Origin of the sequence: Streptomyces sp. NPDC058741 (assembly GCF_042746715.1) — a bacterium.
Classification (GTDB): domain Bacteria; phylum Actinomycetota; class Actinomycetes; order Streptomycetales; family Streptomycetaceae; genus Streptomyces.
Window position 1 is genome coordinate 21,995 of the sequence record NZ_JBHYQH010000048.1, and the last position, 26,046, is coordinate 48,040.

Genomic DNA, 26,046 nt, shown 5'->3' on the forward strand with positions numbered 1-26,046 from the left:
TCCCGCATTCCGACGACGGCCGGACCACGGCATGGGCGACGCGACGGGGGCCGAACGGCCCGTTCCCGCCGGCAGGTCATCCCGCGAAACGGCGGCCCCACCCGCTGTCGCCGTCGGACGCACCGAAGGCCGTCACCACGGTGCCGGCGCGGCCGGTCTCGGCGGCAGCGGCGGCGGTACCGCCGACCGCGCCGATCATCAGCGCGAAGAGAACGGCAGCCACGAAGACGCGGGCAGACTTCATCTTTTCTCCCAGAACTCGGAGTGGGCCATCCGGAAAGGGCTCCGGCCGGCATTGCCCGGCCGTTCCCTTTCCGCTGTTCCAGGATGGCGGCCGCGTGTTCCGGATTCCACGGACGGCACCATTCACCAAGTTCCCCGACACCAAAGCGGGGGGTGAACGAAACGGCCACAGGGCACCAAAGATCACCATACGGACGGCCGGAGCCGTCCGGGACCCTGCCGCCGCGGGCGGCGCGGCAGGGCCGGAGACGTACCCGACCGCGTCCGGCAGCCTCGGCGGTCGCGTCTCAGCCCCGGCTCACCGAGGGCTCCCGGAACATCTCCCGGAGTCTCGCCCGGTCGATCTTCCCGTTCCGCGTCGACGGCAGCTCCTCCAGTTCGACGAAGTGCCGGGGGACCATGAACCGGGGCAGACCGGAGGCACACGCGCGGGCCAGGTCGTCCCGGTCGACCTCCGCGCCGGAGGCCCGCGTGTAGTACGCCGCCAACTGCGTGGACGCGGCGACCTTGACCCCGACGACCGCGGCCCGGCGGACACCGGCGACCTGGGCGATCACCGATTCCACCTCCCCCGGCTCGACCCGGTAGCCGTTCACCTTGAGCTGGTCGTCGAGCCGGGAGACGAAGTGGAAGTCCTCGCCGTCGAACGTGACCAGGTCGCCGCTGAGATAGCAGCGCCGCGGGCGGCCGTCCTGATGCTCGAACTCCCTGAACTTCTTCGCGGTGAGCCCGTCGTCACCGGCGTATCCGACTCCGACGCAGTTCCCGGCGATGACCAGCTCCCGGGTCTCGCCGACCGCGAAGGGGCGCAGCCGTCCGTCCACCACGCACAGCAGCTCCGCGTCGACGACGGCGGTGCCGATGGGCGGCCGGTCGGGCCACGCGCCGGGGTCGCCCGTCAGGCGGTACTGAGTGACCACATGCGTCTCGCTCGGCCCGTACTGGTTCACCAGCGTCAGGCCGCCGTCGGCACAGAACCTCCGCACCTCCTCGTTGATCACCAGCTGTTCGCCGGCCACCGAGATCTCCCGCAGGCTCGGGGTCCCCGCGCCGGCGGCGCACGCGGCGGCGGCGAGTCCGTGCAGTCCGACCACCGGCTGGAAGAGCCGGGCCGCGTCGTGCTCGCGGATGGTGTCGATCAACGTGAAGGGGTCCAGCCGGTCCTGGTCGTTCACCACGATCAGGGTCGCACCGGCCAGCCAGGTGGCCACCGTGTCCTCGTACACCATGTCGAAGCCGATGGACGACATGTGCAGGGTGTGCGGCGGCCGGTCGTGGCTCCACCGCCCGACGTGCCAGCTGCCCAGGTCCGCGAGGACGACCGGCGGCACCGCGACGGCCTTGGGTTCGCCTGTCGACCCCGAGGTGGGGATGACGTAGCAGAGCGGCCCGGTCGCGACCTCGTCCCGTCGCGTTCCCCGAATCGACCGGAAGGTGTGCTCCGCGACACCCGCCCCGACCGGTGCGCACTCCTCCGCCCGGAGGACCATGGCGCAGCCGGCGCTGCTCACCAGCCTGCCGGTCCAGGCGGGCGGCATGGCCGGATCGATGGACAGGACGCCGGCTCCGACGCGCCACACGCCCAGCACCGCCGCGCAACGGGACCACGAACGCGTCGCGTGCACGTCGACGACGTCCCCGGGGCCGATGCCGTGTGCGGCGAGGCCGCCGGCGATCTCGGCCGAGACCTCGTCGAGTTCGGCGTAGGTGTAGGCGATGCCGTCGTCGATGACCGCCACCGCGTCCCGGTGCCGGGCGATGGAGTCCATCAGCATCCGGATCAGGGAGACATCGAGGTCGCTCATGCGATCAGGCCCCCGTCGACGAGCTCCAGCGGCCGGTAGTCACGCGACGCGACGAACTCCGGCCGCGGGCACGGCACTTCGTGCAACTCGTTGTCGACACTGTTGTAGCTGACGAATGCCATGGTCCGGTCGGTCGGCGCCATGTTCGCACCCGACCCGTGCGCGATGCAGGGGTGGAAGAACAGCAGGCTTCCGGCGCGTCCGACCACGGACCGGATCTGCGACTCCGCGGTCACCTCGGCCATCTGCCCGGCGTCCAGCGCGAACTTCAGCTTCGCGGAGAGGTCTGCCTCCCAGCGGGAGGTGCCGCCGGGATCGGGGCTCCACGGGGGTATCGCGCCGTTCCGATGCGAACCGGGGACGACCAGCAGCGGGCCGTTGTGCTCGGTCGCGTCATCCAGCAGCAGCGCGACGTTGACCGCCCGCGGCTCCGGCATGCCGTCCTTGGGCCCCCAGACGCTGTAGTCCTGGTGCCATTGCCACACCTCACCGCGCAGCGCCTTCTTGGCGTTGACCTTGCACTGGAACACATGCACCTTGCTGTCCAGCAGCTGCTCCGCCGCGGTCAGCAGCTCGGGCAGCCGCACCAGCCGGGAGAACAGCGCGCCCGTGGTGTGGCAGCCGTGGATGCCCCGCACCGTGGTCCCGTCCTCCTCGAAGATCCGCCCGGGGTGTTCGGTCCCGTAGAGATCGGTCACCTCACGTCGCAGAGCGGCGACGTCGCCGGCGTCGAAGACGTCTTCGAGGAGCAGGAATCCCTCGGACCGGTATTCCGATATCTGGCTTTCGGTGAGCATAACGCGATGACCTTTCTCCTTGGTTCTCCGGGATGATGCGCATCGGGGACGCGGACCGGATCGGGCAGAGGTCCTGTTCGGGCAGAGGTCCTGTTCGGGCAGGGCCTCTGCCCCGTCGTCCGCTGCGGTGTTACGGGGCGAGGGCGGCCCGGGAGTCGATGTAGGCGGCGATCGACCCCACGGTCGGATGGAGGAAGAGCCGGTCCATGGGGACCTCGGCGCCCAGTTCCTCGATGAACGCGCCCTGAATCCTGACCATGATCAGGGAATCGCCGCCCAGCGCGAAGAAATCGTCGTCCCACGTGATGTCGTCGCGCCGGAGTTCACGGCGCCAGATGGCGCGGACGCGGTCGGCGGTCATCGCATTCCTTTCGTTCGTTCTCACGGCCAGGGGCCTGTTCATGCCGCGGAGCCGGTGTCGGCGCTCCGCGCGCGGCAGAGGTCCGCCAGGGCGGCGCGGTCCACTTTTCCGTGCGAGCTCAGCGGAATGCGCAGAATGTTCGTGAACCGGGACGGCAGCATGGTCCGCGGCAGGGTCCACAGCAGACGGGTGCGCAGGTCGTCCTCGGCGAGGTCCTGTCCCGAGGGGACGACGAAGGCGTGCAGCTCGGCCTCGCCCCCCGCGTCGCGGACGGCCACCACGGCCGCCTCGCGGACGCCGGCCAGCCTGCCCAGAGCCCGTTCGACGTCGGTGGGGTCGATCCGCATGCCCCGCACCTTGACCTGGGCGTCCATCCGCCCGGCGACGACGAGTTCACCGCTGCCGTCGATCCGGCCGCGGTCCCCCGTGCGGTACAGGCGCACCGGCGTCCCGTCCAGGTCGACGGTGGTGAACCTGGCGTTCTCGGGGCCGTCCGCCCCGAGGTAGCCGGCGCCGACGCCGGTCCCGGAGATGCAGATCTCGCCGTACTCCCCCGCCCGGACGCCGCGCAGGTCGGCGTCCAGGACGTGGATGGCGGTGTTGTGGGCGGGCCGGCCGACCGGGGCGATGTCGTGCTCGCCGGGCCGGTAGCGGGACAGGTCGTAGGAGGTGGCGACGTCTGTGCACTCGGCGACGCCGTACTGGTGCAGCAAGGTGCAGGTGGTGTCCGGGCGGCGCGTGAAGTGGGCGAGGCGCTCGCTCTTCAGCGCCTCCCCGCCGAACAGGATGCAGTCGAGCCGGGCGAGGGCGTCGCCGCCGCGCGCGCTCTCCCAGTCGACCAGCAGGTACAGGGTGCTGGAGGCGCAGTGCACGACGCGGATGTCGTACTGGGTGAGCATGCGGTGGGCCAGCATGGCGTCGAAGTTGCGGCTGGCCATCAGGTGCTGGGTGGCACCGCAGAACAGCGGTGTCATCAGGGCCCGCTGGGACAGGTCGAAGCCGAAGGCGGAGACGACCAGGTGGTGGGAACCGCGGTGCAGTCCGTACTCCGACTGGAGCCAGTTCATCAGGTTGAACCAGCCCTCGTGGCGTACCGCGGTCAGTTTGGGCGTGCCGGTCGAGCCGGAGGTGAACACCGCGTAGCAGAGATCGTCGCCGGTGACGTGGACCTCGGGGACGGTCGCCGGGAGGGTCGCGAGGTGGTCTGCGAGTTGTTCGAGGTCGATGACCTCGACGCCCCCGGACTCCACCATCGCGGCCGTCGTCGAGGAGGCCGCGATCAGGGCGAGGCCCGGCACCTGCGCGAGCAGCAGCCGCAGGCGGGCCGCGGGATAGGCGGGGTCGAGGGGTACATAGGCCGCGCCGGCCTTCAGCGTGCCGAGGATGGCGACGATCATGTCGATCGAGTAGTCGAGGCAGACGCCGACCTTCGCGCCCCGGCTGTGGCCGCGCGCCATGAGCAGGTGCGCGAACCGGTTGGCGAGCACGTCGAGTTCGGCGTACGTCACCTGTCGGCCGGAGAACACGACGGCGACGGCGTCGGGCGTGTCCCTTACGTGCTCCTCGAAGCGGCGGTGGACGACGGGCGAGGGCGGGAGGGCCACCCGTTTTCCCTGAAGGATCATCAACTGACTCCGATGTAGGAGGTGTTCGGTGAAGCGGAGCTGCACGCGAGGAGGGGCGCTCCCGGGGCGCCGGTGCGGGAACCCGCCTCGCGCGACGGAGCGTCAGGCCGGTTCGTGAGCGGTGTCGTTCGGCCGCCGCAGCCTCGCGCACGCTCCGTCGCCCGGGTCGGTCCGGGTCGGGCTCGACGTGCTCCGGCCGCCAGAGGGCGTCTTGTCGGTCGGGCCGGATCTGGGAGCGGGTTCGGTGCCGTGCATCGCAGGGCGGAGGCAAGGGTCGGATGGGGTCTCCCCTGCTCGAACGGAGTGGAGGGCTTGGGGGAAGGAGCCGGGCAGACCGACGACAACGCGGCGGGGGTGCGGTGCCAGGCCCCGCGAGCCCGGCTTGATCGGCACGACACCCCCTGAGCGGTCTCAGATGTGCTGCCGCATCGGGGTGAAGTCGACCAGGACCACCGCACGCTCGCCCGTCTCCGGGCCGTCCCCGCGCCGGATCGGGGACACGTAGTGGCTGACCTTCTCGTCGGTGACGCCGTAGGACTCCAGCGGCTTGGTCAGCTCGAACGCGGCCAGCGTCTCGCCCTCGGGGACGTCCTCGGGCAGCTTGCCCCGGTACTTCGGCGGGGCGATCACGTTCGAGCCGCCGACCACGTTGGTGCGATAGACCAGGTGCGCGAAGACGAACGGCTCGCCGTCCTGATGGAGCTCGTTCGGCGAGGAGATGGCCTCGCTCACGGAGTCGTCCACCGCCAGCTTGATCAGATGCACCCCGACGTGCAGCGGGAAGGCCGCGTCGCTCCGTGACCAGCGCGTCTGGGCGAAGTCGAAGGACAGGATCTGGTGGATGATCGGGTTGTCCCGGGCCGTCTCGCTCATGGCGGGCAGCTTGCGGAGCACGCCCACGTAGTCGGGGTTGTGGTCGGCCTGCCAGTAGCCGTTCATCCAGCCGCCCTCGCCGAGGTGCGTGTCCGGAATCCAGCTGAACTCCTGCGACCAGGGCAGGAAGATTCCACGGGCGTAGCGGCGGTTGCGCCCTTCCTCCGTCGCGTAGGGGTCCGGTGGCAGGTCGGCGAACTCGGCGCGCAGGCTCCGGTAGGACGCGTCGGTCTCGGTTATCCGGAACTCCTCGGCGAGGTCCCAGCGGGCGTATCCGTGCTCCACGAGGGCGGGTGTCTCGGTCAGTGTCTGCATGGCTGTCCCCAAGAGGTGGTCGTGATGGGCGGGTGGTGGCGGCTGCCGGGTCGGACCGTCAGACCACGGCGGGCCGGAGCGCCGGGCGGCGGACCACCCGGCGGCGGCGTCCGCGCCGGGTGGAGAGCTCCACGCGCGGGTCGTCGTCGAAGAGGTCGAGGCGGAGCAGGCGTTCCTCGCTCCAGCCGAGCAGCCGGAACTCGCCGGCGCCCAGGTGCAGCAGCTCCACGGGCGGGCGTCCTTCGACACGCAGGACCAGCCCGCCGTCCTCGGCGCCCACTTCGGCGGCGAGGTCGCTCTCCTGGTCGTCGACCACGGGCTCCCCCCACTCCATGAAGGAGAACGGGACCGCGAAGCGGCAGCCGAACTCGGCGAGTTCACGCGAGGTGAGCGGGAGTACGGGGCGGTAGTAGGCGATGTCGCTGGTGGGCAGGTCCGCTCGGAAGCTGTCCGGGAACAGGGCGAGCAGCCTGTCGTTGGTGGCGCAGTCCGCGACCAGGTGGATTCGGGTGCGGTCGCCGGCGTTCCGCAGGGCATGCGGCCGCTCGAAGTCGGCGTACCAGAGCGTGCCGGGCTGCCAGCGCTGCTCGACCCCGTCCAGCACCATGACCGCTCCGGGGTTGGTGACCAGCGGGATGTGCAGCCGTACGTAGCCGTAGGGCAGCCCGAGCGGGGTGTCGGAGTGCTCCTGGACGGACGCACCGGGGGCCAGGGCCATCAGGCGGACGCTGCGCAGTTCGGTGCCGAGTTCGGACAGGATCCGGCTGAGGTAGGGCGCCTTCGCCATCAGGGGCGTGTCGGCGAACCCGTCGCGTCCCGGGCCGCCGGGGTCGGTCCGCTGGAGGTCTCCGCCCGGTGCCCGCAACGGGAGGACCTTCCAGTCCACATCGGATTCCTCTCCGACGGCACCGTCCTCGAAGGACCGCTGCAGGGCCCAGAATTCGGATCCGCTGAGCGCCGCGAGATCCGCGTCCAGCCGGTCGATATCGAGGTCGTCCCGTAGCATCACCGTGGCCGGAAGGTTTTTCAAGGAGCTTATCTCTTGCATGGATTCCTCGCTTGGATGAGCTTGGATGAGCTTTTCTTCGCTTTCCCTTGCCAGGGAGATGCTACTTCTCCAACGCGTCGGAAAAAGCGTCTGCGGATGGCCAGGAGCGGCCAGGACGCTTTAGGGCACAGCCTTTTCGGTATAGGCCGCGAGAAGGGGGCGATCCGATTCGGGGAATTCGCGCAGTTTCCGTATCGGGCTGCACAGCAGAACGGCCGTTGCCAGTATGTACAGGCCGGTCATCATCCACATGGTTTGCCGGACACCCGACAACTCGCCGAGTATGCCGCCGAGCAGTCCTCCCACCGCGATGGCGCCGAAGCTGATCACGGCCGCGCTGGCGCTGATGCGCCCGATCAGGTCGGGCGGGCAGTACCGCTGGCGGAAGGTGTCGGTGATGACGTTCGCCGCGACCACTCCCGCGCCGACACCGACACCGCCGACCACGAAGAACGCGAGGCCGGCCCCCGGACCGGTGAGCGGGAAGAGCAGAGTGAAGGGGGCGGCAGCGCCGAGGCAGACCAGCACGGCGCGCGCGCTGCCGTACCTCCGGGACGCCTGGTGGGAAACCAGCACGCCGAGGAAGCCGCCGAGGCCGCACAGGGTCAGCACCGCGCCGACCACGGCCTCGCCGGCCCCGACCGTCCGCACCAGGAACGCCACTTCGATCGAACTCATTCCGGTCAACGCGATATTGGACACCGCGCTGAATACCGCGAGGGTGCGCAGGATGCGGTCCCGGAAAAGGAATGCCAGGCCGTCGCGGACTTCCGTGCGCAAGCGGCGCCGCCGGATCTCCGGGGGCGGCGAAGGCGGCGGCTCGGCGATCCGGACCGCCCGCAGGCTGACCCAGGACACCAGGAAACTCAGTGCGTTGGCCAGCAGTCCGGCGACCGCCCCGAAAGCCTGGACCAGCATTCCGGCCAGGCCGGGGCCGATGACCTCGGCGGTCGACTCGCTGCCCTGCAACCGCGCGTTGCCGGCCAACAGTTCCGCGTCGGAGAGCAGTGTCGGCAGATAGGCGCGTTGCGCGGTGGTGAAGAAGACGCTGGCGCAGCCGCAGACGAAGGCGGCCGCGAGCAGATGCGGAATCGTGAGTACGTCCGCCCAGGCGGCGATCGGAACACTGACGAAGGCCAGGAAGGAGACGGCGTCCGAGACCAGCATCACCGGACGGCGGGGCAGGCGGTCCACCCAGGCCCCCGCGGGCAGTCCGAGCAGCAGCCAGGGCAGATAGGCGACGGATGTCAGCAGTCCGACGACCAAGGTACCCGCGTGCAGGGTGAGGACGGCGACGAACGGCAGCGCCACCACGGCGATCCCGTTGCCGAGCAGGCTCACGGTCTCCCCGAACCAGAACAGCCGGAAATCGCGCCCTCGCACCGTGCCCTGTCCGGCCTTGCCGCTCACCGCTCCACCGCCGCGGGCCGGGGGGCGTCCAGCAGGGCGAGCTTGCGAGCGAGGACCGCGCCGATCCGCGCCATCGGCTCCGCCTGGGCGATCTCGCCGTGGGCGCAGTCGATGGGGTGCACCTCGAGGTTTCCGGTCAGGTGGTCGCGCCAAGATTCCGGTGCGGGGGCGTCCGCCGGCCTCCCCCGGGTGGCGGACACGAACACCATGTCCCCCCGGTACGTCCGGGGCCGGAGCTCCCGGTAGATCCGGTCGTTGTCCACGAACACCCGCGCCAGCGCGGCGGCTTCCGCACGCGTCAGCCATTCGAGCGTGCTGCCGGGCCCGCGGACCGTCCGCTCGTAGGCGTCGAAGCCGAGCGGTTCCACGCCGTGTGCGGGAAGGTCGTGTCCCAGGGATTCGAGGAGTTCGGCGAACGCCTCCGCGCTGCCGTCCTCCAGCGGGCGGTGGCCGGGCACCGAGTCGGGCGGGTAGCCGTCCAGCAGTACGAGCAGGTCGACCTCGTCCCCGTCGGCCTGGAGGCGGGTGGCCACGAGGTGGGCGAGCACCGCGCCGAAGGACCAGCCGATCAGCCGGTAGGGACCCTGGGGCTGGACGGACCGGATCTGCTCCACGTGCTCCTCGACCGTCCCGTGCCAGGTTCCACCGCATGCATCGGCGTCGGTGAGGCCCCTGGACTGGAGGCCGTAGACCGGATAGCCGCCGTCGACGTGGCCGAGCAGGCCCGCGTAGCCCCAGCTGATCCCGGCGGCCGGGTGCAGGCAGAACAGTGCGGGCCGGTCGCCTCCCGTCCGCAGGGGGATCAGGGGTGCCAGCGGGTCGTGCCGCGCGCCCGCGCCCAGCCGGTCCGCCAGGTCGGCGGCGGTGGGCGCCTGGAACAGGTCCACGAGGGTGAGCCGGCCGCCGAGCACCGCCCGTACCCGGGAGAGCAGCCGAACGGCCAGCAGGGAGTGCCCGCCCAGTTCGAAGAAGTTCTCCTCGGCTCCGACCCGGCGGAGCCCGAGGATCTGGGCGAACAGCTCGCAGAGCACCTCCTCGTAGGGTCCGCGCGGGCCGCGCGAGGCAGGACGGTGCGCGAAGTCCGGGGGCGGCAGCGCGTCCCGGTCGAGCTTCCCGTTGGGCGTCATCGGCAGCCGGTCCACCGGCTGGAGGAACGACGGGATCATGTGGTCGGGCAGGACCGAGGCCAGCCGGTTGCGCAGGTCGCGCCGGTCGAACCCGTGGTCCGCGGCCGTCTGTACGTAGCCCACGAGCCGCTTGCCGCCCCCCGCGTCCTCGCGCACGGCCACGGCGGCCTGCACCACCCCGGGGCAGCCGGCCAGCGCGGCCTCCACCTCGCCGGGCTCGATCCGGAAGCCCCTCACCTTGACCTGGTCGTCGACGCGGCCCAGATAGTCCAGCCTGCCCCGGCGGTCCCAGCGGACCAGGTCACCGGTGCGGTACATGCGGCTGCCCGTCTCGCCCTCCGCCGCGAAGGGGCACGCCACGAACCGTTCGGCGGTCGCGGCCGGGCGGTTCAGGTAGCCGCGGGCCACACCGGGGCCGGTCACGTACAGCTCACCCGGCACACCCGGCGCGACGGGTCGCAGCCGCTCGTCGAGCACGAAGACCCGGGTGTTGCCGATCGGCCTGCCGATCAGCGGGTGCGGGCTGTCTGCGACGTCCCACCACAGCGCGTCCAGGGTGCACTCCGTGGGACCGTAGAGGTTGTGGCAGGTCGTACCGGAGGCCTCCCGGACACGCGTCCACAGCGACTGCCCGGCGGCCTCCCCACCGAGCAGCAGCACCAGCGGCGCCCGGGGCCCGGACAGCAGGCCCTCGTCGAGCAGGTGCTCCGCGTAGGTGGGGGTGACGTCGAGGACGTCGACCTGCTCGGCCCTGACGTAGGCGGTCAGCGCGACGGCGTCGCGCCGGACGTCGTCGCGGACGACATGGAGTTCATGCCCCGCCAGCATCCAGAACAGCGCCTCCCAGGAGGTGTCGAACGAGAGCGAGGCGGTGACGGCCGACCTCAGCCGCCGGCCCGCGGCGGCCTCGGTGCTCGCGATCAGGCCCGCGCGGTGGAAGGCGTACAGATTGCTCAGGGCCGAGTGCGGCGTCACCACGCCCTTGGGCCGCCCGGTGGACCCGGAGGTGTAGATGACGTACGCGGCGCTGTCCGGCAGCACCGGGCACCCCAGGTCGGCCACCGGGCCGGACGGGGTCCCGATCCGGTCGGCGAACACCGCGGGCAGCCCGCCGAACCCGTGCGCCGCCGCGGTCGCGGTGTCCGTGACGACGACAACCGGTGCGGCGTCGTGCAGCATGTGCCCGATGCGGTCCCGGGGGTATTCGAGGTCGACGTGGAGGTAGGCCGCACCCGTCTTGAGGACCGCCAGCATCGCGACGACGGACTCGGCCGACCGGGGCAGCGCGAGTGCGACCAGCCGCTCGACCCCGGCCCCCCGATCGCGCAGCCGGAGGGCGAGCGCGTTGGCGCGGTCGTTGAGTTCGGCGAACGTGAGCCTGGTGCTCCCGCACACCACCGCGGTCGCTCGCGGTGTTCGCGCGGCCTGCGCCTCGAACAGTTCCGGCACGGTGGCCCGCGGGACGGTCAGGGTGGTGTCGTTCCACGCGACGAGGGATTGGTGCCGGTGCTCGGCGGAGAGCGGGTCGGCGTCGCCGACGGGGCGTCGCGGGGCCGAGACGAGTTGCCGCATCAGCCGGGGCAGGGCGTCGGCGATGTGGTCGACCGTGGCCCGGTCGAACAGGGCGGTCGCGTACTCGAGGGAACCCTCGATGCCGGCCGCCTCCCCGTCCGGCGTGCGGTGCTCCCTGAAGTCGAAGGACAGGTCGAACTTGGCGACCTCCCAGTCCAACGGCTCCTCGGTGCAGGTCAGACCCGGCAACGAGAGCGTCTCCGCCTCACCCGCGGACAGGGTGAGCATGACCTGGAAGAGTGGATGGCGTGCGAGTGACCGTTCCGGGTTCAGGTCCTCGACCAGCCGCTCGAACGGTACGTCCTGGTGGTCCAGGGCGGTGACATCGGCGTCCCGCACCCGGTGCAGCAGCTCGCCGAAGGTCGGATCACCGGACACGTCGCTGCGCAGGACCAGCGTGTTCACGAAGAAGCCGACCACCCCTTCCAGCGCGTCGTCCAGACGCCCCGCCACCGCGGTGCCGAGGGGAATGTCCGTACCTGCCCCCAGCCGGGAGAGCAGCACCGCGAGCCCGGCCTGGAGCACCATGAAGGTGGTGCACCCGTGGTCGGCGGCGACCGCGAGCAGGCTCCGGTGCAGATCGCCGTCGAGCTTCAGCGGTACGCAGTCGCCGCGGTGGTCGGCGACCGCGGGGCGCGACCGGTCGAACGGCAGGTCCAGCTCGGCGGGCAGCCCGGCCAGCCGCTCCCGCCAGAAGGACAGCTGTGCCGTGAGCAGGCTCTCCGGGTCGTCCTCCTCCCCCAGCAGGTCACGCTGCCATACGGCGTAGTCCCGGTAGTTCACCGCGATCGGCGGCCACGGGGGTGTCCCGCCCGCGGCCCTGGCACGGTACGCCGTGGCCAGGTCGGTGAGCAGGGGTTGCCAGGACCCCTCGTCGCAGGCGATGTGGTGGAGCACCAGCGCCAGCACGTGCTCCCGCGGCGCCGGTGCGAACAGGGTCGCCCGGAGCGGGAGATCGGCCGTGAGGTCGAAGCCGCGGTCGACGGCGGCGGACAGCAGGGCGGTGAGCCCGTCCTCCGGGCACGCGACCACCTCCAGCTCCGGCGGGCGGACGGACAGGCGCTGCTCGGGTTCGCCCTCGACGGCGGGGTACACCGTGCGCAGCACTTCGTGCCGGTCCGCCAGGTCGACGAGTGCCGCCGCCAGGGCGGCGCGGTCCAGGTCGCCTCTCATCCGGACGACGAGCGGGCAGTTGTAGACCCCCGAACCGCCGTTCACGCGGTTCAGGAACCACAGCCTTCGCTGGGCGTAGGACACGGGGGCCACGGAAACTCCTCAGAAAGCGGTGCCGGTTGGGGCGAGAACGGTCGAAGCGATCTTGCTCGGGAGGGACCGCCAGATCTCCGGGGTGTAGAAGTGGCCGCCGCCGAGCACGTCGTACCCGTACGCGCCGGAGGTCAGGGCGCTCCATCGAGCGGCCGCGTCGGTTCTGATCAGCGGATCGTCGGCGCCGAAGAACACCTGAAGCGGCACGCTGACCTCGGCTCCGCCGTAGACGAACGTGTTGCGGACGCCGACATCGGCCCGTACGAGTTCCAGCGCCACCTCGGTCAGGCCCGCGTGCTCCCGCACGTGCCGGGGCAGCAGGCCGTGGGTCTCCAGCCACTCCAGCAGCCGCTCGTCCGGGTCCTGGGGCGTGGGCAGGAGTTCGCCGGCGGTCAGGCCGCGGTCCGGGGCGTTGCAGGAGGACAGTGCCAGCGCCCGGGGCCGCACCGCCTCGTCGCCGTCGAGCCGGGCGGCCACGTCGAAGGCCATCCAGCCGCTCATGCTGTGCCCGAAGAGGACGTACGGGCCGAGATCGGCCTCGCGCAGTGATCGTGTGACGTCGGTGGCCAGTTCGTCCCAGTCGCGGGCGAAATCCTCGGCGAACCGCCCCTCCCGGCCGGGGTAGCAGACCACGACGAGGTCCGTCTCCGGGGGCATGTGGGCGGTCCAGGGCTGGTACGCGGCCGTGCCACCGCCGAAGAAGCTCAGGCCGACCAGGGTCCGCCGGGCGCGCGGCGTCCGGTGCAGGGTCACCAGCCTGGTGTCGTGGGGGGCGCTCACCGCGACGCCCCGGCGGCCGTCGGCGCGCCGCCGGCGGCCTCGTCCGCGGTCGGCTTCCGGCCCTGGTCCATCGCGGCGGCCAGACCGGCCGGCCGCATGTCCGTCCAGTTCTCCTCGACATACGCCAGGCACGCGGTCCGCGTGTCCGGTCCGAAGACGGCGGACCAGCCGGCGGGTACGTCGATGGCCGCGGGCCACAGGGAGTGCTGTCGCTCCGCGTTGGCCAGGACGAGGTAGGAGCCGTCTTCGTCGTCGAACGGGTTGTTCACGGAAGTGTCCTTTCGGGGTGGTCAGGTCAGGGCGGTTCGGGCCGGGCCCCGGGAGATCGGCCGGGCCGGGGTGGAGGGGTGTCGGATACGGGTGCGCAGCGCGCCCGCCGGTGGTCAGATCCAGCCGCGCCGGGCGGCCTTGACTCCGGCCTCGAAGCGGCTGCGGGCGCCGAGGCGCTCCATGAGGAGCGCCATCATGCGTCGCGCGGTCCGTTGCGAGACGTGCAGCTGTCCCGCGGCGGCCGCGTCGGTGCACCCCTCGGCGACCAGCCTGAGCAGCGCCCGCTCCTTGCCGTTCGGGGCGTCGTTTGCCGGCGGCAGCCCGGCGTCCAGCGGGGTGGCCGACGACCAGGTCTGTTCGAACAGGAGGACCAGCGGGGCGACGAGGCCGGGGTCGGTGAGCTGGAGGGCGCCGGCCGCCGTGTCGCGCGGATCGAGGGGCACGAGCGCGACCGATCCGTCGAAGACGATCATCCACGACAGTGGCGTCCCGCAGCCCCGGAACCCGCCGCCGTTGCCGGTCAGCCACCGCACGTGCGCGAGGGTCGCCGCGTCGTAGGCGTCGGTCTCCGTGCCGACGGCCCGGATCGACACAGAGCGGCTCAGCAGCGCCGCGTCGTTGCGACGCGCCGCCGCGAGTTCCGGTGCCGACCGCGCGCCGCCGGGCACGAACGCCAGCACCTCACCGACGGCCTCTCCCGCCAGCCGGTCGACCCGGCGCTGCACCTCGTCCGCCCCCAGGAGCCGCTCGACCTGCTCGGCCCTGCCAGGCCGACCGGAGGCGTCGGACATCAGCAGCCGGACGACCTCGGCGTGGGTCTCGGCGACGCGCCGCTGCCGCCGCATCAGTTCCTCGTGCTGGCCGGCCAGCGACTCCTGCAGGCTCACGAGCGGGTCGACGGCCGCGAATCCGCCGGGTTCCTCGAAGGAGGGCCGGACCAGGCCGAGTTCGAGCAGCCGGTCGAGGCAGCCGCGGACCAGGTCCGGGGCAGCGGCCAGCCGGTCGGCGATCTGCTCGGCGGCCGGCGGCGGCGATGCGCTCAGCTCCCGGTACACCGCTTCCTCCATCAGGTCCAGTCCGAACGTGCTGAGCATCAGGTCCGTCTCCCAGGTGTGTCGGTGAACGCCCCACGGTCAGCGGGAATCGGCGGGCCGCAGCGCCGGCCGGGCGGGCCGGGCCTTCGCCAGGTACGCGGCGACCCCGGCGGCGGTCGGGGCCCGGAAGAGTTCGCGGACCGGCAGCTCCAGCCCGAGGGCCGAACGCACCCGGGAGATCAGCCGGACAGCCAGCAGCGAATGGCCGCCCAGGGCGAAGAAGTTGTCGTCGAGGCCGACCGACTCGCGGCCGAGCACCTGGGCGAACAGCTCGGTGAGCAGCTGCTCGTTCGCCGTGCGCGGGGCAGCGGCGGCCGGGGCCGCGCCGGGCCCCGGAGCCGGGTCCCCGGCGGCGTCGTCGGACCGCAGGTCCCGGACGGGGGGTACGTCGAGGTCGGCGACCGGCCGTTCCGGGTGCCGGGCCGCCTGCGTCAGCACCCGGCGCAGGCCTTCGGCGAGCCTTTCACCCGTCGAGGCGTCGAACAGCGCCGTGGCGTACGTCAGGGCCCCGGTCAGTCCGGCCGGTGCTCCGTCCCGGTCGAGCCGCTCCTCCACATCGAGGACCAGGTCGAACTTCGCGGTGTCCGACGGGACGTGGTGCTCGGCCGCCCGCAGGCCGGGGAACCGCGGTCCGGCGACGGCGTGCTGGAGCTGGACCATGACCTGGAAGAGCGGGTGGCGGCCGAGCGTGCGCGGTGGGTTGACCTCTTCGACGAGCCGCTCGAACGGAAGGTCCTGGTGCTCGTAGGCCGCGAGGTCGGTGGACCGGACGCGACGCAGCAGCTCCGCGAAGGTGGGCTCCGCCGAGACGTCGGTCCGCAGGACCACCGTGTTGACGAAGAATCCGACGACGTCGTCGACCGCGTCGTCCGTCCGGCCGGCGACTGTGGTGCCGATCGGGATGTCCGTGCCCGCGCCCAGCCTGCTGAGCAGGGCGGCGAATCCGGCCTGGAGCACCATGAACAACGTGCAGCCGTGCTCCTTGGCGACCGCGAGCAGGCTCCGGTGGAGTTCGGGACCCCACTCCACGTCCGCCGATCCCCCCGCGTGGTCGCCGTCCGCGGGCCGGGGCCGGTCCGCCGGCAGGGCCAGTTCCACCGGGAGTCCGTCCAGCTGGTGTCGCCAGTGCCGCAACTGACGGGACAGCAGGCTGCCGTCGTCCTCCTCGGAGCCCAGCAGTTCCCGCTGCCACAGCGCGTAGTCGGCGTACTGCACCGGCAGTTCGTCCCACTGCGGGGCGTCGCCCCGTACGCGGGCGGCGTAGGCGGTGGAGAGGTCGCGCAGGAGCGGTCCGAGTGACCAGCCGTCGCAGACGATGTGGTGGAACACCAGCAGCAGGACGTGGTCCTCCCGGCCCGTCGTGAACAGGCGGGCGATCGCGGGAGGCTGTGCGGCCAGGTCGAAGGGATGGTCCGCGGCCGCGCGGATCGCCGCCTCCGCTTCGGCCTCGGGCACATCCCGGTGGACCAGGTCCGGCCGGACCTCTCCCTTCGCCCACACCGACTGCACCGGCCGGCCGTCACGGTCGGCGAAGACCGTCCGCAGGCTCTCGTGCCGGTCCGTGACATCGGACCACGCCCGTTCGAGGGCGTCGGGGTCCAGCGGGCCGGTCAGGCGCAGGGCGAGGGGGAGGTTGTAGCTGGTGCCGGTCTCCTCCCACTGGTTCAGGAACCAGAGCCGCTGCTGGGCGTAGGACAGCGGCAACACGTCCGGGCGCAGCCCCGCGCGGAGCGGCGGTCTGCCGGTAAGCACGTCGCCGAGGCTGTCCGCCAGCCCGGCCACGGTCGGCGTGCTGAACAGCAGTCGGGCGGGCAGTTCCACGCCCAGTACGGAGCGTGCCCTGCTGCTCAGCCGCACGGCCAGCAGGGAGTGGCCGCCGAGATCGAAGAAGCTGTCGTCGATGCCCACGGTGTCACGGCCGAGCACGCTCGCGAACAGCCCGCACAGAAGCTCCTCGCGGAGGTTGCGCGGTGCGCGCCGGGCGTCGGTGGGGTGGACGGGTCGGGGCAGCGCGGCACTGTCGAGTTTTCCGTTGGGCGTCAGCGGCAGTTCGTCGATCACCACGATCGCGGCGGGCACCATGTAGTCCGGCAGGCTCTGCCGGACGGTCTCGCGCAGCCCTCGCACGTCGAGCTCCGTGTTCCGGGCGAGCACGTATCCGACGAGCCGGCTGTCGCCCGGCCGGTCCTCGCGCAGGACCGCCACCGCGTGCGCGACGCCCTCGTGGCGGGCCAGTGCCGCCTCGACCTCGCCGAGTTCGACACGGAAACCCCGGATCTTCACCTGGTCGTCGGCGCGCCCGAGGAACTCCAGCGCGCCGCCGTCGGTCCACCGCACCAGGTCGCCGGTGCGGTACATGCGCTGTCCCGCCCTGAACGGGTTCGCCGTGAACCGCTCCGCGGTCAGGCCGGGGCGGTTCACATAGCCCCGGGCCAACTGGGCTCCCGCGACGTACAGTTCGCCGATCACCTTCGGCGGGACGGGACGCAGGTCCTGGTCGAGGACGAAGACGTCCACTCCGGGGATCGGACGGCCGACGAGGGGGCGGTCGCTGTCCTCGGAGGACCAGAAGAGGGAGTCGACCGTGGTCTCGGTCTGCCCGTAGATGTTGTAGACGGTGATCCCCTCGGTCTCCCGGATCCGCGTCCACAGCTTCTCGCCCACCGTTTCCGCACCGGTCATCAGCACCGCCGGCGGCGTTCCGGCCGGGTCGAGCATGCCCTGCTCGACCAGCTCCTCGGCGTAGCTGGGCATCACGTCGAGGGCGTCGATGCCGCACCGCTCCATGTAGCGGGCCATGGCGGCGGGGTCGCGGCGGGTGTCGTCGCCGATCAGGTGGAGTTCGTGGCCGACGGCCTGCCACAGCAGGCCGACGACCGAGGTGTCGAAGGAGAGGGAGGCGGTCAGCGCCATCCGGCAGCGCCGGCCCCGGGTCCGCTCGGCGGTGGCGATGACCTCACCGCGGTAGAAGGCCAGCAGGTTGGCCAGCCCGCCGTGCGTCACCATCACCCCCTTGGGCACGCCGGTCGACCCCGAGGTGTACACGACGTACGCCGGGTGGTGCGGGGCGAGCGCGACCTCAGGGTCCACCGGCGACGCGTCGTCGGGGGCGGGGTCGACGACGAGAACCGGTTCGCTCACGGGCAGCGACCCGGCGGATTCTCCGTCGGTGACGACGAGGGCGGCGGCGGAGTCCTCCAGCAGGTGGGCGATCCGCCGAGCCGGGTACGCCATGTCGACGAACAGGAACGCGGCGCCCGCCTTCAGCACCGCCAGGAGCGCGACCACCAGGTCCGCGGACCTGGGCAGGGCCACCGCCACCACGCGGTCCGGGCCGGCTCCCCGGCGCACGAGGCGGCGGGCGAGCCGGGTGGCGCGGGCGTCCAGCTCGGCGTAGCTCAGCTCGGTGTCCTCGAAGACCAGCGCCCTCGCGTCGGGTGTGCGGGCGGCCTGCTCCCGGAACGCGTCGGGCAGGAAGACCGGTCGCGGCGCGGGCACGGGTGCCGGACGCGCGTCGAGGAAGCGCCGGCGCTCGCCGTCCGAGAGGACGTCGACGGTGCCGATCGGTCGTTCCGGGTCGGCGAGCACCTGTTCCAGCAGCCGTCGCAGACGCGTCACCAGCTGTTCGGCGGTGGTCCGGTCGAACAGTTCCTCGGCGAACTCCAGATAGCCGGTCAGTCCGGCCGGCGCACCCCGGTCGTCGCGCTCGTCCACCAGTTCAAGACTGAGGTCGAACTTGGCGACGTCCCAGCCGACCGGTGCCCGTTCGGCCTTGAGCCCGGCGAAGTCCGGGGCGGCGGTGTCCGCGGGCTGGATCTGGATCATGACCTGGAACAGGGGGTTCTGGGACAGCGACCGCTCGGGCCGCAGGACTTCGACGATCCGCTCGAAGGGGACGTCCTGGTGGGCGAAGGCGTCCAGGTCGGTGTCCCGGACGCGTCGCAGCAGTTCGGCGAAGCCGGGATCGCCGGCGGTGTCGGTGCGCAGCACCAGCGTGTTCACGAAGAACCCGACCAGGTCGTCGAGCGCGCTGTCCGAGCGGCCGGCCACCGGGGTGCCGAGCGGGATGTCGGTGCCCGCGCCCATCCGGGTCAGCAGCGCCGCGAACCCCGCCTGCAGCACCATGAACAGCGTGCAGCCGGCGGACCTGGCGAGATCGAGCAGCCTGCGGTGCAGCTCCGGCTCCCAGTGGACCGCCACGGTCCCGCCGGACTGGGCCGCCACCGCCGGGCGCGGCCGGTCGGCCGGCAGAGTCAGCTCCGCCGGCAGATCGGCCAACCGTGCCTGCCAGTAGGCCATCTGCCGCGCCATCCGGCTGTCGGCGTCCTCGGCGTCGCCGAGCAGCTCCCGCTGCCACAGGGTGTAGTCGGCGTAGCGCACGGGCTGCGGCGGCCACTCCGGTGCGCTCCCGGCGCGTCGGGCGGTGTACGCCAGGCCGAGGTCCCTCAACAGCGGCCGCAGGGACCAGCCGTCGGCCGCGATGTGCTGGACGACCAGCAGCAGCACGTGCTCCTGTGGGGCGGTGGTGAAGAGGGTGACCCGGACGGGGGCGTCCCCGGTGAGGTCGAACCGGTGGCGCACCCGCTCCGCCATGGCGTCGGCGAGGTCGGGCGGCGCCACCTCGACGGCCTCGACCCCGGGAACGGTGTCCAGGGTGACCGGGTGCGGCTCACCGCCTTCCTCGGGGAAGACCGTGCGCAGGCTCTCGTGCCGCCGCGCCAGGTCGGCAAGCGCCTCCGCCAGGGCGTCCCGGTCCAGGGTCCCGGTGAGACGGACCGCGACGGGCACGTTGTACGTGCCCTCGCCGCGCTCCATCCGGTTCAGGAACCACAGACGGCGCTGGGCGTACGACAGCGGTACGGGCTCCTCCCCGGTCCGGGCGGTCAGCGCGGGGCGCGCGGCTCCGGTCAGCCGGGCCAGTCCCGCCACCGTGGGTTCGGCGAACAGGTCCCGGATCTCGAACCCCTCCCCCAGGACGGACCGGATGCGGGAGAGCAGCCGCAGCGCCAGGAGGGAGTGCCCGCCCAGGTCGAAGAAGTGGTCGTCGATCCCCACACGGGGCAGCCCGAGGACTTCCGCGAAGAGTTCGCACAGGATCTCCTCACGCGGGCTCCTCGGCTCCCGCACGGCGTGCGGGGCCCGGTCCGGCTCCGGCAGCGCCGCCCGGTCGAGCTTCCCGTTCATCGTGGTCGGCATGGCCTCGACCAGGACCACGGCGGCGGGGACCATGTAGTCGGGCAGGCTCCGCGAGGCGAACCGGCGCAGTTCCCGGTCCGTGAGGCCGGGCTCCCGGGGCACCGCGTACGCCACCAGGCGCTGGTCGCCCGGCCGGTCCTCCCTGAGCACGACCGCCGCCTGCGCCACCGCGGGGTGGCCGGCCAGCACCGCCTCGATCTCGCCGGGTTCCACCCGGAAGCCGCGGATCTTCACCTGCGCGTCCGCGCGGCCGACGTACTCCAGTTCCCCGTCCGCGGTCCACCGGGCCAGGTCGCCCGTCCGGTACATGCGCTCCCCCGCCGAGAACGGGCAGGCCACGAACCTCTCGGCGGTCAGGGCGGGACGCCCGGTGTAGCCCCGAGCGAGCTGGACCCCGCCCAGGTACAGCTCGCCCACCACACCCGGCGGCACCGGCCGCAGCCCGGCGTCCAGCACGTACGCCGCCACATTGGCCAGCGGACGGCCGATAGGCACCGTACTTTCCTCGTCGCTACGGCGGCACTGCCGGAAGGTCACGTCGACGGCGGCCTCGGTCGGTCCGTAGAGGTTGTGCAGTTCGCAGGAGCCGAGTGTGTCGAACAGCTCGCGCCGGGTCTCCGCGGTCAAGGCCTCACCGCTGGAGATGATCCGGCGCAGGCCCGTGCAGCGGGCCGCGGCGGGCTCCCGGAGGAACGCCTGGAGCATCGAGGGCACGAAGTGCGTGACGGTCACCGACTCGCGCTGGATCAGCTCGGCGAGGTAGGCGGCGTCGCGGTGTCCGCCGGGCTTCGCCAGCACCAGGGCCGCCCCGGAGATCAGCGGCCAGAAGAACTCCCACACCGACACGTCGAAGCCGGCCGGGGTCTTCTGCAGGACCCGGTCGGCGGCGGTGAGCCGGTACTCGGACTGCATCCACAGCAGACGGTTGACGACGGCGGCGTGCGGGACCACGACCCCCTTGGGCCGCCCGGTCGACCCGGAGGTGAAGATGACGTAGGCGGAGTGCGCCGGGAGCGGTTGCTCCGGCCGGGCGGAGACCGGGGCGACCGGTTCGTCGAGCAACAGCTTCGGCGTGGGGCCGGGGAGGGCTCCGGCGTTCTCGGAGTCGGTCAGGACGAGGATCGGCCCGGCGTCCTCGACCATCGCGGCGATCCGCCCGGCGGGGTGGTCCAGATCCACCGGAAGGTAGGCCGCGCCCGCTCTGACGACCGCGAGGATCGCGACCACCAGTTCGACCGAGCGGGGCAGCGCGACGGCCACGACCCGGTCGGGGCCCGCGCCCCGGTGGGCGAGCTGTGCCGCCAGCAGTTCCACGCGCCGGTCCAGCTCGGCGTAGCTCAGCCGCTCGTCGGACGCCACCAGGGCCGTCGCCTCCGGTGTGCGCCGGACCTGCTCCGCCCACAGCTCGGCGAGCGTCGTCTCGGGCAGCTCGACGGCGGTGTCGTTCCATGTGCGGACGACCCGGTCGCGCTGCTCGGGCGACAGCATGGTCAGCGTGCCCAGTGGTCGGTCGGGGTTCTCCGCCACCTGTTCGAGGAGCAGCACCAGCCGGTCGGCGAGCTCGGCCGCCCGTTCGGCGGTGAACAGGTCCGGGCGGTAGTGCAGGCGCAGCGCCAGCCGCTCGCCCGGTTCGACGGCGAGGGTCAGCGGATAGTGCGCGCTGTCCCGGAAGGTGACGCCCACCTCCAGTGCACCGTCGGGCGAGTCGACCTGGTAGTCGTGCATCGGGAAGTTGTCGAAGACCACGTTGGTGTCGAAGATCGCGCCGGGGAGCCCGGTCACGCGCTGGATCTCGGTCAGGCCGAGGTGGTCGTGGTCGAGCGAGGCGGCGCGTCCCGCCTGGATCTGCTCGAACAGCGCGCTCACCGAGGCCGCCGGGTCCAGCCGTACCCGTACCGGAACGGTGTTGATGAGCATGCCGATCATCGAGTCCGCGCCGGTCAGCTCCGCCGGACGGCCGCTGACCGTCGAGCCGAACACCACGTCGTCCCGTCCGGTGAGCGAGCCGACCAGCACGGCCCAGACCCCTTGGCACACCGTGTTGAGCAGCACGCCGTTCCCGCGGGCGTACCCGGTCAGCAGCGCCGTCGTCTCCGACGGGAGCAGCACCGCGACCTCCTCGGGCGGCGGACCGCTCCGGGAGTCGGCGGACGCGACGGACGTGGGCTCGGCGACCCCCTCCAGGGCCTCCGCCCAGTGCCGCTCCGCGCCGGCCCGGTCCTGTCGCGCCAGCCAGGCCAGATAGTCCCGGTACGGACGCACCGGCGGCAGGCCGGCGGTGTCGCCCGCCCGGGAGTACACCGCGAACAGCTCCTGGAACAGCAGGGCGAAGGACCAGCCGTCCAGCAGGAGGTGGTGGGCCGTCACGAGCAGCCGGTGGCGGCGGTCGGTCCGCCGGACGAGGGTGAACCTGATCAAGGACGACCCGCCGACGTCGATGCCCCGGGCCCAGTCCTGCTCGGTGAGTTCGGCGATCCGTTCCGGTGCGTCGTCCTGACCGGTCTCGATCTCCCGCCAGTCCAGCGGGATGTCGCGGCGGACCACCCGGATCGGTTCGCCCGTCTTCCGGTACCGGAATCCGGACCGCAAGGTGGCGTGGCGCCGTATCACGGTCTCCGCGGACGCCCTCAGGAGCGCGGAATCCACCGGCCCGTCGAGATCGACGGCGAATTGCGCGAGGTAGGGGCTGTGCTTTTCCGGGTCGAACAGCGCGTGAAAGAGAAGGCCTTCCTGCAGGGGTGACAGGGGAAGGATGTCCTCGACCGCCGATTGGTTCATCTTCAGTGTCAACTTCCTCAGAAGGCCCGCAGATCGGATTCGATCTCTTCGATTTCGTGCTGGCTGAGCGAGCTCAGGGTCAGGTCGGACGGGGTCAGCCCGCCCGCTCCGGGTTCGCGGGCGTGCGCGGCCAGGGCCCGGAGCATCCCGAACCACCCGTCCGCCAGCTCGCGGGTGTCCGCCTCGGACACGACGCTGTCGGCCCAGGTCCAGGTGGCCCGCAGCTCCGGGCCGTCCGGCCGGTCCACGGTGGCCGCGTTGAGCTCGATGCTGTGGGCCATGGGCATGCCCGATCCCGTGTCGTCCAGACCGGTTCCGTACTCCGCCACGACCGACCAGTCGGCGTCGTTCGAGTCCTCGAACCGGCCCAGGTAGTTGAAGACGAACTCCGGCTGGGCCGTCTTCTCCAGCGGCTCGGCCGTCTCCGGATTCAGGTAGCGCAGGAGGCCGTACCGGACTCCCTTGCCGGGAACGCCGCGCACCTGCTCCTTGACGCGCTTCACCGCGTTCCCCACCGCCGCCCCGGTGGTGTGCGCCTCCGTCCGGTCCGGTTCGCCCAGGTCGAGCCTGATCGGGAACAGGCTGGTGAACCAGCCGACGGTCCGGGAGAGGTCCACCTCGGCGAGTGCGTCCTCCCTGCCGTGTCCCTCCAGGTGCAGCAGCGCGGTGCCGTCGCCGACCGTGCCGCGTGCGCGGTGCCAGTCGCCCAGCGCCAGCGCGAGGCCGGCGAGGAGCACGTCGTTGACGCCGGCGTTGTACAGCGACGGGACCGTGGTCAGCAACGCCTCCGTGAACTCGGCCGGCAGGGTCTGGGTGAAGCTCCGTTCCCGGCTCTCCACGTCCCGCCCCGGCACCCTCGCCCGGTCGCCGAAGCGGCCGGCGCCGGGACGCGACCGGTGCAGCCAGCCGGGGAGTTCGGCGGTGGCGGCCGGTGTGCGCGCCTGCTCGGCGAGGAGGCGGGACCAGCGGCGGAACGAGGTCGGCACCGGATCGAGAGCGATCGGGGCGCCCCGTTCGACCGCCTGCCAGGCGCTCGCGAGATCGTCGGCCAGGATGCGCCAGGAGAGCGAGTCGACGGCCAGATGGTGAACGACGAGGGCGAGCAGGCCCCGGCGCTCCGGTCCGGCGTCGAACCACACGGCCTGCAGGACGTTGGCCTCGCGGGGGCGCAGCCTGTCGCGCGCCGCGTCCGACTCCTGACGCACCAGTGCGGCCCAGTCCTGTTCGGGGCGGCCCGCCACGTCGATCCGCCGGACGGCCGGGGCCACGTCCACGGCGCCCGCCCGCAGGGTCTCCAGCGCCCAGTCCGCCCCGTCGCCCGGCACCGTCAGCCGCAGGCGCAGGATGTCGTGGTGGTCGAGCAGGGCCCGCACCATCGACGCCAGACGGGGTTCCGTCAGTCCTCGGGGCGTGCGCAGGACCGCGAACTGGTTGTAGGTGTCGACGACGCCGCCGCGTTCACGGAGCCAGTGCATGATCGGGGTGGTGACGACCGGTCCCACGCCGCTGTCCGCGACGGGTGGGACCGGCTCCTGTTCCAGGGGAACGGCCGTCTGCGCCAGCGCTTCCATGTCCCGCCGTGTCAGCACATCGCCGACGGTGATCCGCAGACCGGCTTTGCGTGCCCGGGCGACGAGTTGCATGGCGATGATGCTGTCTCCGCCGAGCGCCACGAACCCGTCGTCGATGCCGACGCCGCCGACTGCGAGGAGGTCCGCGGTGAGTTGGCACAGGACGCGCTCGTTCAGGGTGACCGGAGTTCTTCCGGCCACACGCGGATTCGGCTCTTCTCCACGGCTGTTCACGCATTCCCTCATTCCGGTCCCGGTCTGGAAGCAGGAACGAAGCTAGCCAGCGGCGCTCGCCGCCTGCGGCAGTCGGAGCGGCAATTCGAAGGAGGCACGCGAGCGGGCCCACCGCAATTGCCGGTGTGATTGCCGCCGGTCTGCACGGCGCGCGCGGACGATGGCATGCACGACGTTCGGACGGCATCACAGGGAGAAGAGGTTCAGCGGTGACAATCCAGCAACCGACGCGGTCGGCGGTCGACCTGGCGATGTTCGGTGGTGGCCGGGCCGTTCCACGGGAACTCGGGATCAGGCCCTGGCCGATGGTGACCGACCAGGACGAACAGGCGGTCCAGCGGGTCCTGGGGTCAGGCCGTTTCACCTCCGCCTCGTCGGGAGAGCAGGAGATCACCGGCCTGGAGCGGGAGTGGGCGCGGTATGTCGGCACGGAGCACTGCGTGGCGGTGAGCAACGGGACCGCTGCGCTGTCGGTCGCGCTGGGCGCCGCCGGCGTGGAGCCCGGCGACGAGGTCATCGTGCCCGCCCTGAGCTTCATCGGCAGCGCCACCGCTCCGCTCCACCTGATGGCCGTACCGGTGTTCGTGGACATCGACCCGGTCACCTTCAACCTGGACCCCGCGGCGCTGGAGGCGGCGATCACCAGCAGGACCAAGGCGATCGTCGTGGTCCATCTGCACGGCCTGCCCGCCGATCTGGACCGGATCACCGAGATCGCCGCCCGGCACGGGATCACCGTGGTGGAGGACGCCGCGCAGGCGCACGGCGCCCGGTACCGGGGCCGCTCCGTGGGCTCGATCGGCTCGGTGAACACCTTCAGCCTCAACGTCAGCAAGAATCTCGCCGCCTGCGGTGAGGGCGGACTGATCACCACGGACGACGCGGACGTGGCGACGAGGGCGACCATGCTGCGCCAGTTCGGTGAACTGATTCCGGCACGGGGCGAGCGCAGCTACGTGGCGCATCTGCTGGGCTGGAACTGCAAGCCGAACGCGATACAGGCGGCCTTCACCCGCAGCCGGCTCACCCGGCTCCCCGCCGAGATGGCCGTCCGCGAGGAGAACGTCGGCCGACTGCTGGGGCGGCTGGCCGCGTATCCCGGCTTCCTGGCACCCGAGGTCCCCGAGGACCGCACGCATGCCTGGCACATCCTGCGCATCCGGGTGAACCCCGCCGCCTTCGGCCTCGCCGACGAGTTGGCCGGCCCGCTGCGCTCCGTCCTGCAGCGGGCCCTGCGTGCCGAAGGGGTGCCCGCCGTGCCCTACCAGCTGCAACCGCTGCCCGCGCAGCGGGTGTTCACCGCGCGGCGCGGGTTCGGCGCCTATCCGTGGGCGCTGCCCGGCGTCGTGGACCGCCCTTACCGTCCCGGCGACTTCCCGGCGACCCTGCGGGTCCTCGACGGCTCCTTCACGATCCAGAAGGCGCATCTGCACCCGGAGTCGGGACCGTTGCTCGACCGGTACGCCGACGCGTTCGAGAAGGTCTGGCTGAACCGCGAAGCGCTCGCCGCGGTGGCCGCGACGACGGACTACACGCCGCACTGGGAGCACGCTTCGACGATCGCCGACACCGAGTGGGCGGGAGCGTTCGGCGCCCGATGACCCGCGTCCCTGCGACTGGCTGCGGGGCCCCAAGAGGCGCCGGGGGGGGGGGCGGGGAGCGGCGCCGGGGGCCGCCGGGG

Annotated in this window: 15 protein-coding genes; 1 reads left to right on the forward strand and 14 read right to left on the reverse strand. The window is 72.1% G+C overall.

Features of this window, described 5'->3' with window-relative positions:
- Positions 1–76: 76 nt before the first annotated feature.
- The 14 genes from ACFW6P_RS27970 to ACFW6P_RS28035 form a co-directional block, all read right to left on the reverse strand.
- Positions 77–244 (reverse strand): hypothetical protein, encoded by a 168-nt coding sequence (locus tag ACFW6P_RS27970; RefSeq protein ID WP_386425237.1) that lies wholly within the window; start codon positions 242–244, stop codon positions 77–79.
- A gap of 286 nt (positions 245–530) precedes the next feature.
- A complete protein-coding gene (locus ACFW6P_RS27975) occupies positions 531–2,048 on the reverse strand; it encodes an AMP-binding protein (protein WP_386425240.1) in 1,518 nt (505 codons plus the stop codon).
- A complete protein-coding gene (locus tag ACFW6P_RS27980) occupies positions 2,045–2,845 on the reverse strand; it encodes a phytanoyl-CoA dioxygenase family protein (RefSeq protein ID WP_386425243.1) in 801 nt (266 codons plus the stop codon). Before ACFW6P_RS27980 ends, ACFW6P_RS27975 begins: the two co-directional genes overlap by 4 nt.
- 130 nt (positions 2,846–2,975) lie before the next feature.
- Positions 2,976–3,206 carry an acyl carrier protein gene (locus tag ACFW6P_RS27985; RefSeq protein WP_386425245.1) on the reverse strand — a complete coding sequence of 77 codons (231 nt, stop codon included), beginning with the start codon at positions 3,204–3,206 and terminating at the stop codon, positions 2,976–2,978.
- Positions 3,207–3,244: 38 nt separating this feature from the next.
- Entirely contained in the window at positions 3,245–4,831 is a 1,587-nt protein-coding gene (locus ACFW6P_RS27990) for an amino acid adenylation domain-containing protein (protein WP_386359240.1), read from the reverse strand.
- A gap of 411 nt (positions 4,832–5,242) precedes the next feature.
- Positions 5,243–6,019 carry a 2OG-Fe dioxygenase family protein gene (locus tag ACFW6P_RS27995; RefSeq protein WP_386359239.1) on the reverse strand — a complete coding sequence of 259 codons (777 nt, stop codon included), beginning with the start codon at positions 6,017–6,019 and terminating at the stop codon, positions 5,243–5,245.
- A gap of 58 nt (positions 6,020–6,077) precedes the next feature.
- A complete protein-coding gene (locus tag ACFW6P_RS28000; RefSeq protein ID WP_386359238.1) occupies positions 6,078–7,049 on the reverse strand; it encodes an aspartyl/asparaginyl beta-hydroxylase domain-containing protein in 972 nt (323 codons plus the stop codon).
- Between the two features lie 138 nt (positions 7,050–7,187).
- On the reverse strand, positions 7,188–8,477 hold the full coding sequence (locus ACFW6P_RS28005; RefSeq protein WP_386359237.1) for an MFS transporter: 1,290 nt from the start codon (positions 8,475–8,477) through the stop codon (positions 7,188–7,190).
- Entirely contained in the window at positions 8,474–12,442 is a 3,969-nt protein-coding gene (locus ACFW6P_RS28010) for an amino acid adenylation domain-containing protein (protein WP_386359236.1), read from the reverse strand. Before ACFW6P_RS28010 ends, ACFW6P_RS28005 begins: the two co-directional genes overlap by 4 nt.
- Before the next feature lie 9 nt (positions 12,443–12,451).
- On the reverse strand, positions 12,452–13,222 hold the full coding sequence (locus tag ACFW6P_RS28015; RefSeq protein ID WP_386359235.1) for a thioesterase II family protein: 771 nt from the start codon (positions 13,220–13,222) through the stop codon (positions 12,452–12,454).
- On the reverse strand, positions 13,219–13,491 hold the full coding sequence (locus ACFW6P_RS28020; RefSeq protein WP_386359234.1) for an MbtH family protein: 273 nt from the start codon (positions 13,489–13,491) through the stop codon (positions 13,219–13,221). Before ACFW6P_RS28020 ends, ACFW6P_RS28015 begins: the two co-directional genes overlap by 4 nt.
- A gap of 114 nt (positions 13,492–13,605) precedes the next feature.
- The gene (locus ACFW6P_RS28025) at positions 13,606–14,586 is read right to left on the reverse strand and encodes a LuxR family transcriptional regulator (RefSeq protein WP_386359233.1); all 981 of its coding nucleotides are present in this window, start codon (positions 14,584–14,586) and stop codon (positions 13,606–13,608) included.
- A 39-nt stretch (positions 14,587–14,625) separates the two neighbouring features.
- Positions 14,626–22,560: an amino acid adenylation domain-containing protein gene (locus ACFW6P_RS28030; RefSeq protein ID WP_386359232.1), complete on the reverse strand. Its 7,935-nt coding sequence runs from the start codon at positions 22,558–22,560 to the stop codon at positions 14,626–14,628.
- Positions 22,561–22,577: 17 nt separating this feature from the next.
- On the reverse strand, positions 22,578–24,332 hold the full coding sequence (locus ACFW6P_RS28035; RefSeq protein ID WP_386359231.1) for a condensation domain-containing protein: 1,755 nt from the start codon (positions 24,330–24,332) through the stop codon (positions 22,578–22,580).
- 242 nt (positions 24,333–24,574) lie between these two features.
- Between ACFW6P_RS28035 and ACFW6P_RS28040 the strand changes: the two genes are divergently transcribed.
- Entirely contained in the window at positions 24,575–25,966 is a 1,392-nt protein-coding gene (locus ACFW6P_RS28040; RefSeq protein ID WP_386359230.1) for a DegT/DnrJ/EryC1/StrS family aminotransferase, read from the forward strand.
- Positions 25,967–26,046 lie beyond the last annotated feature (80 nt).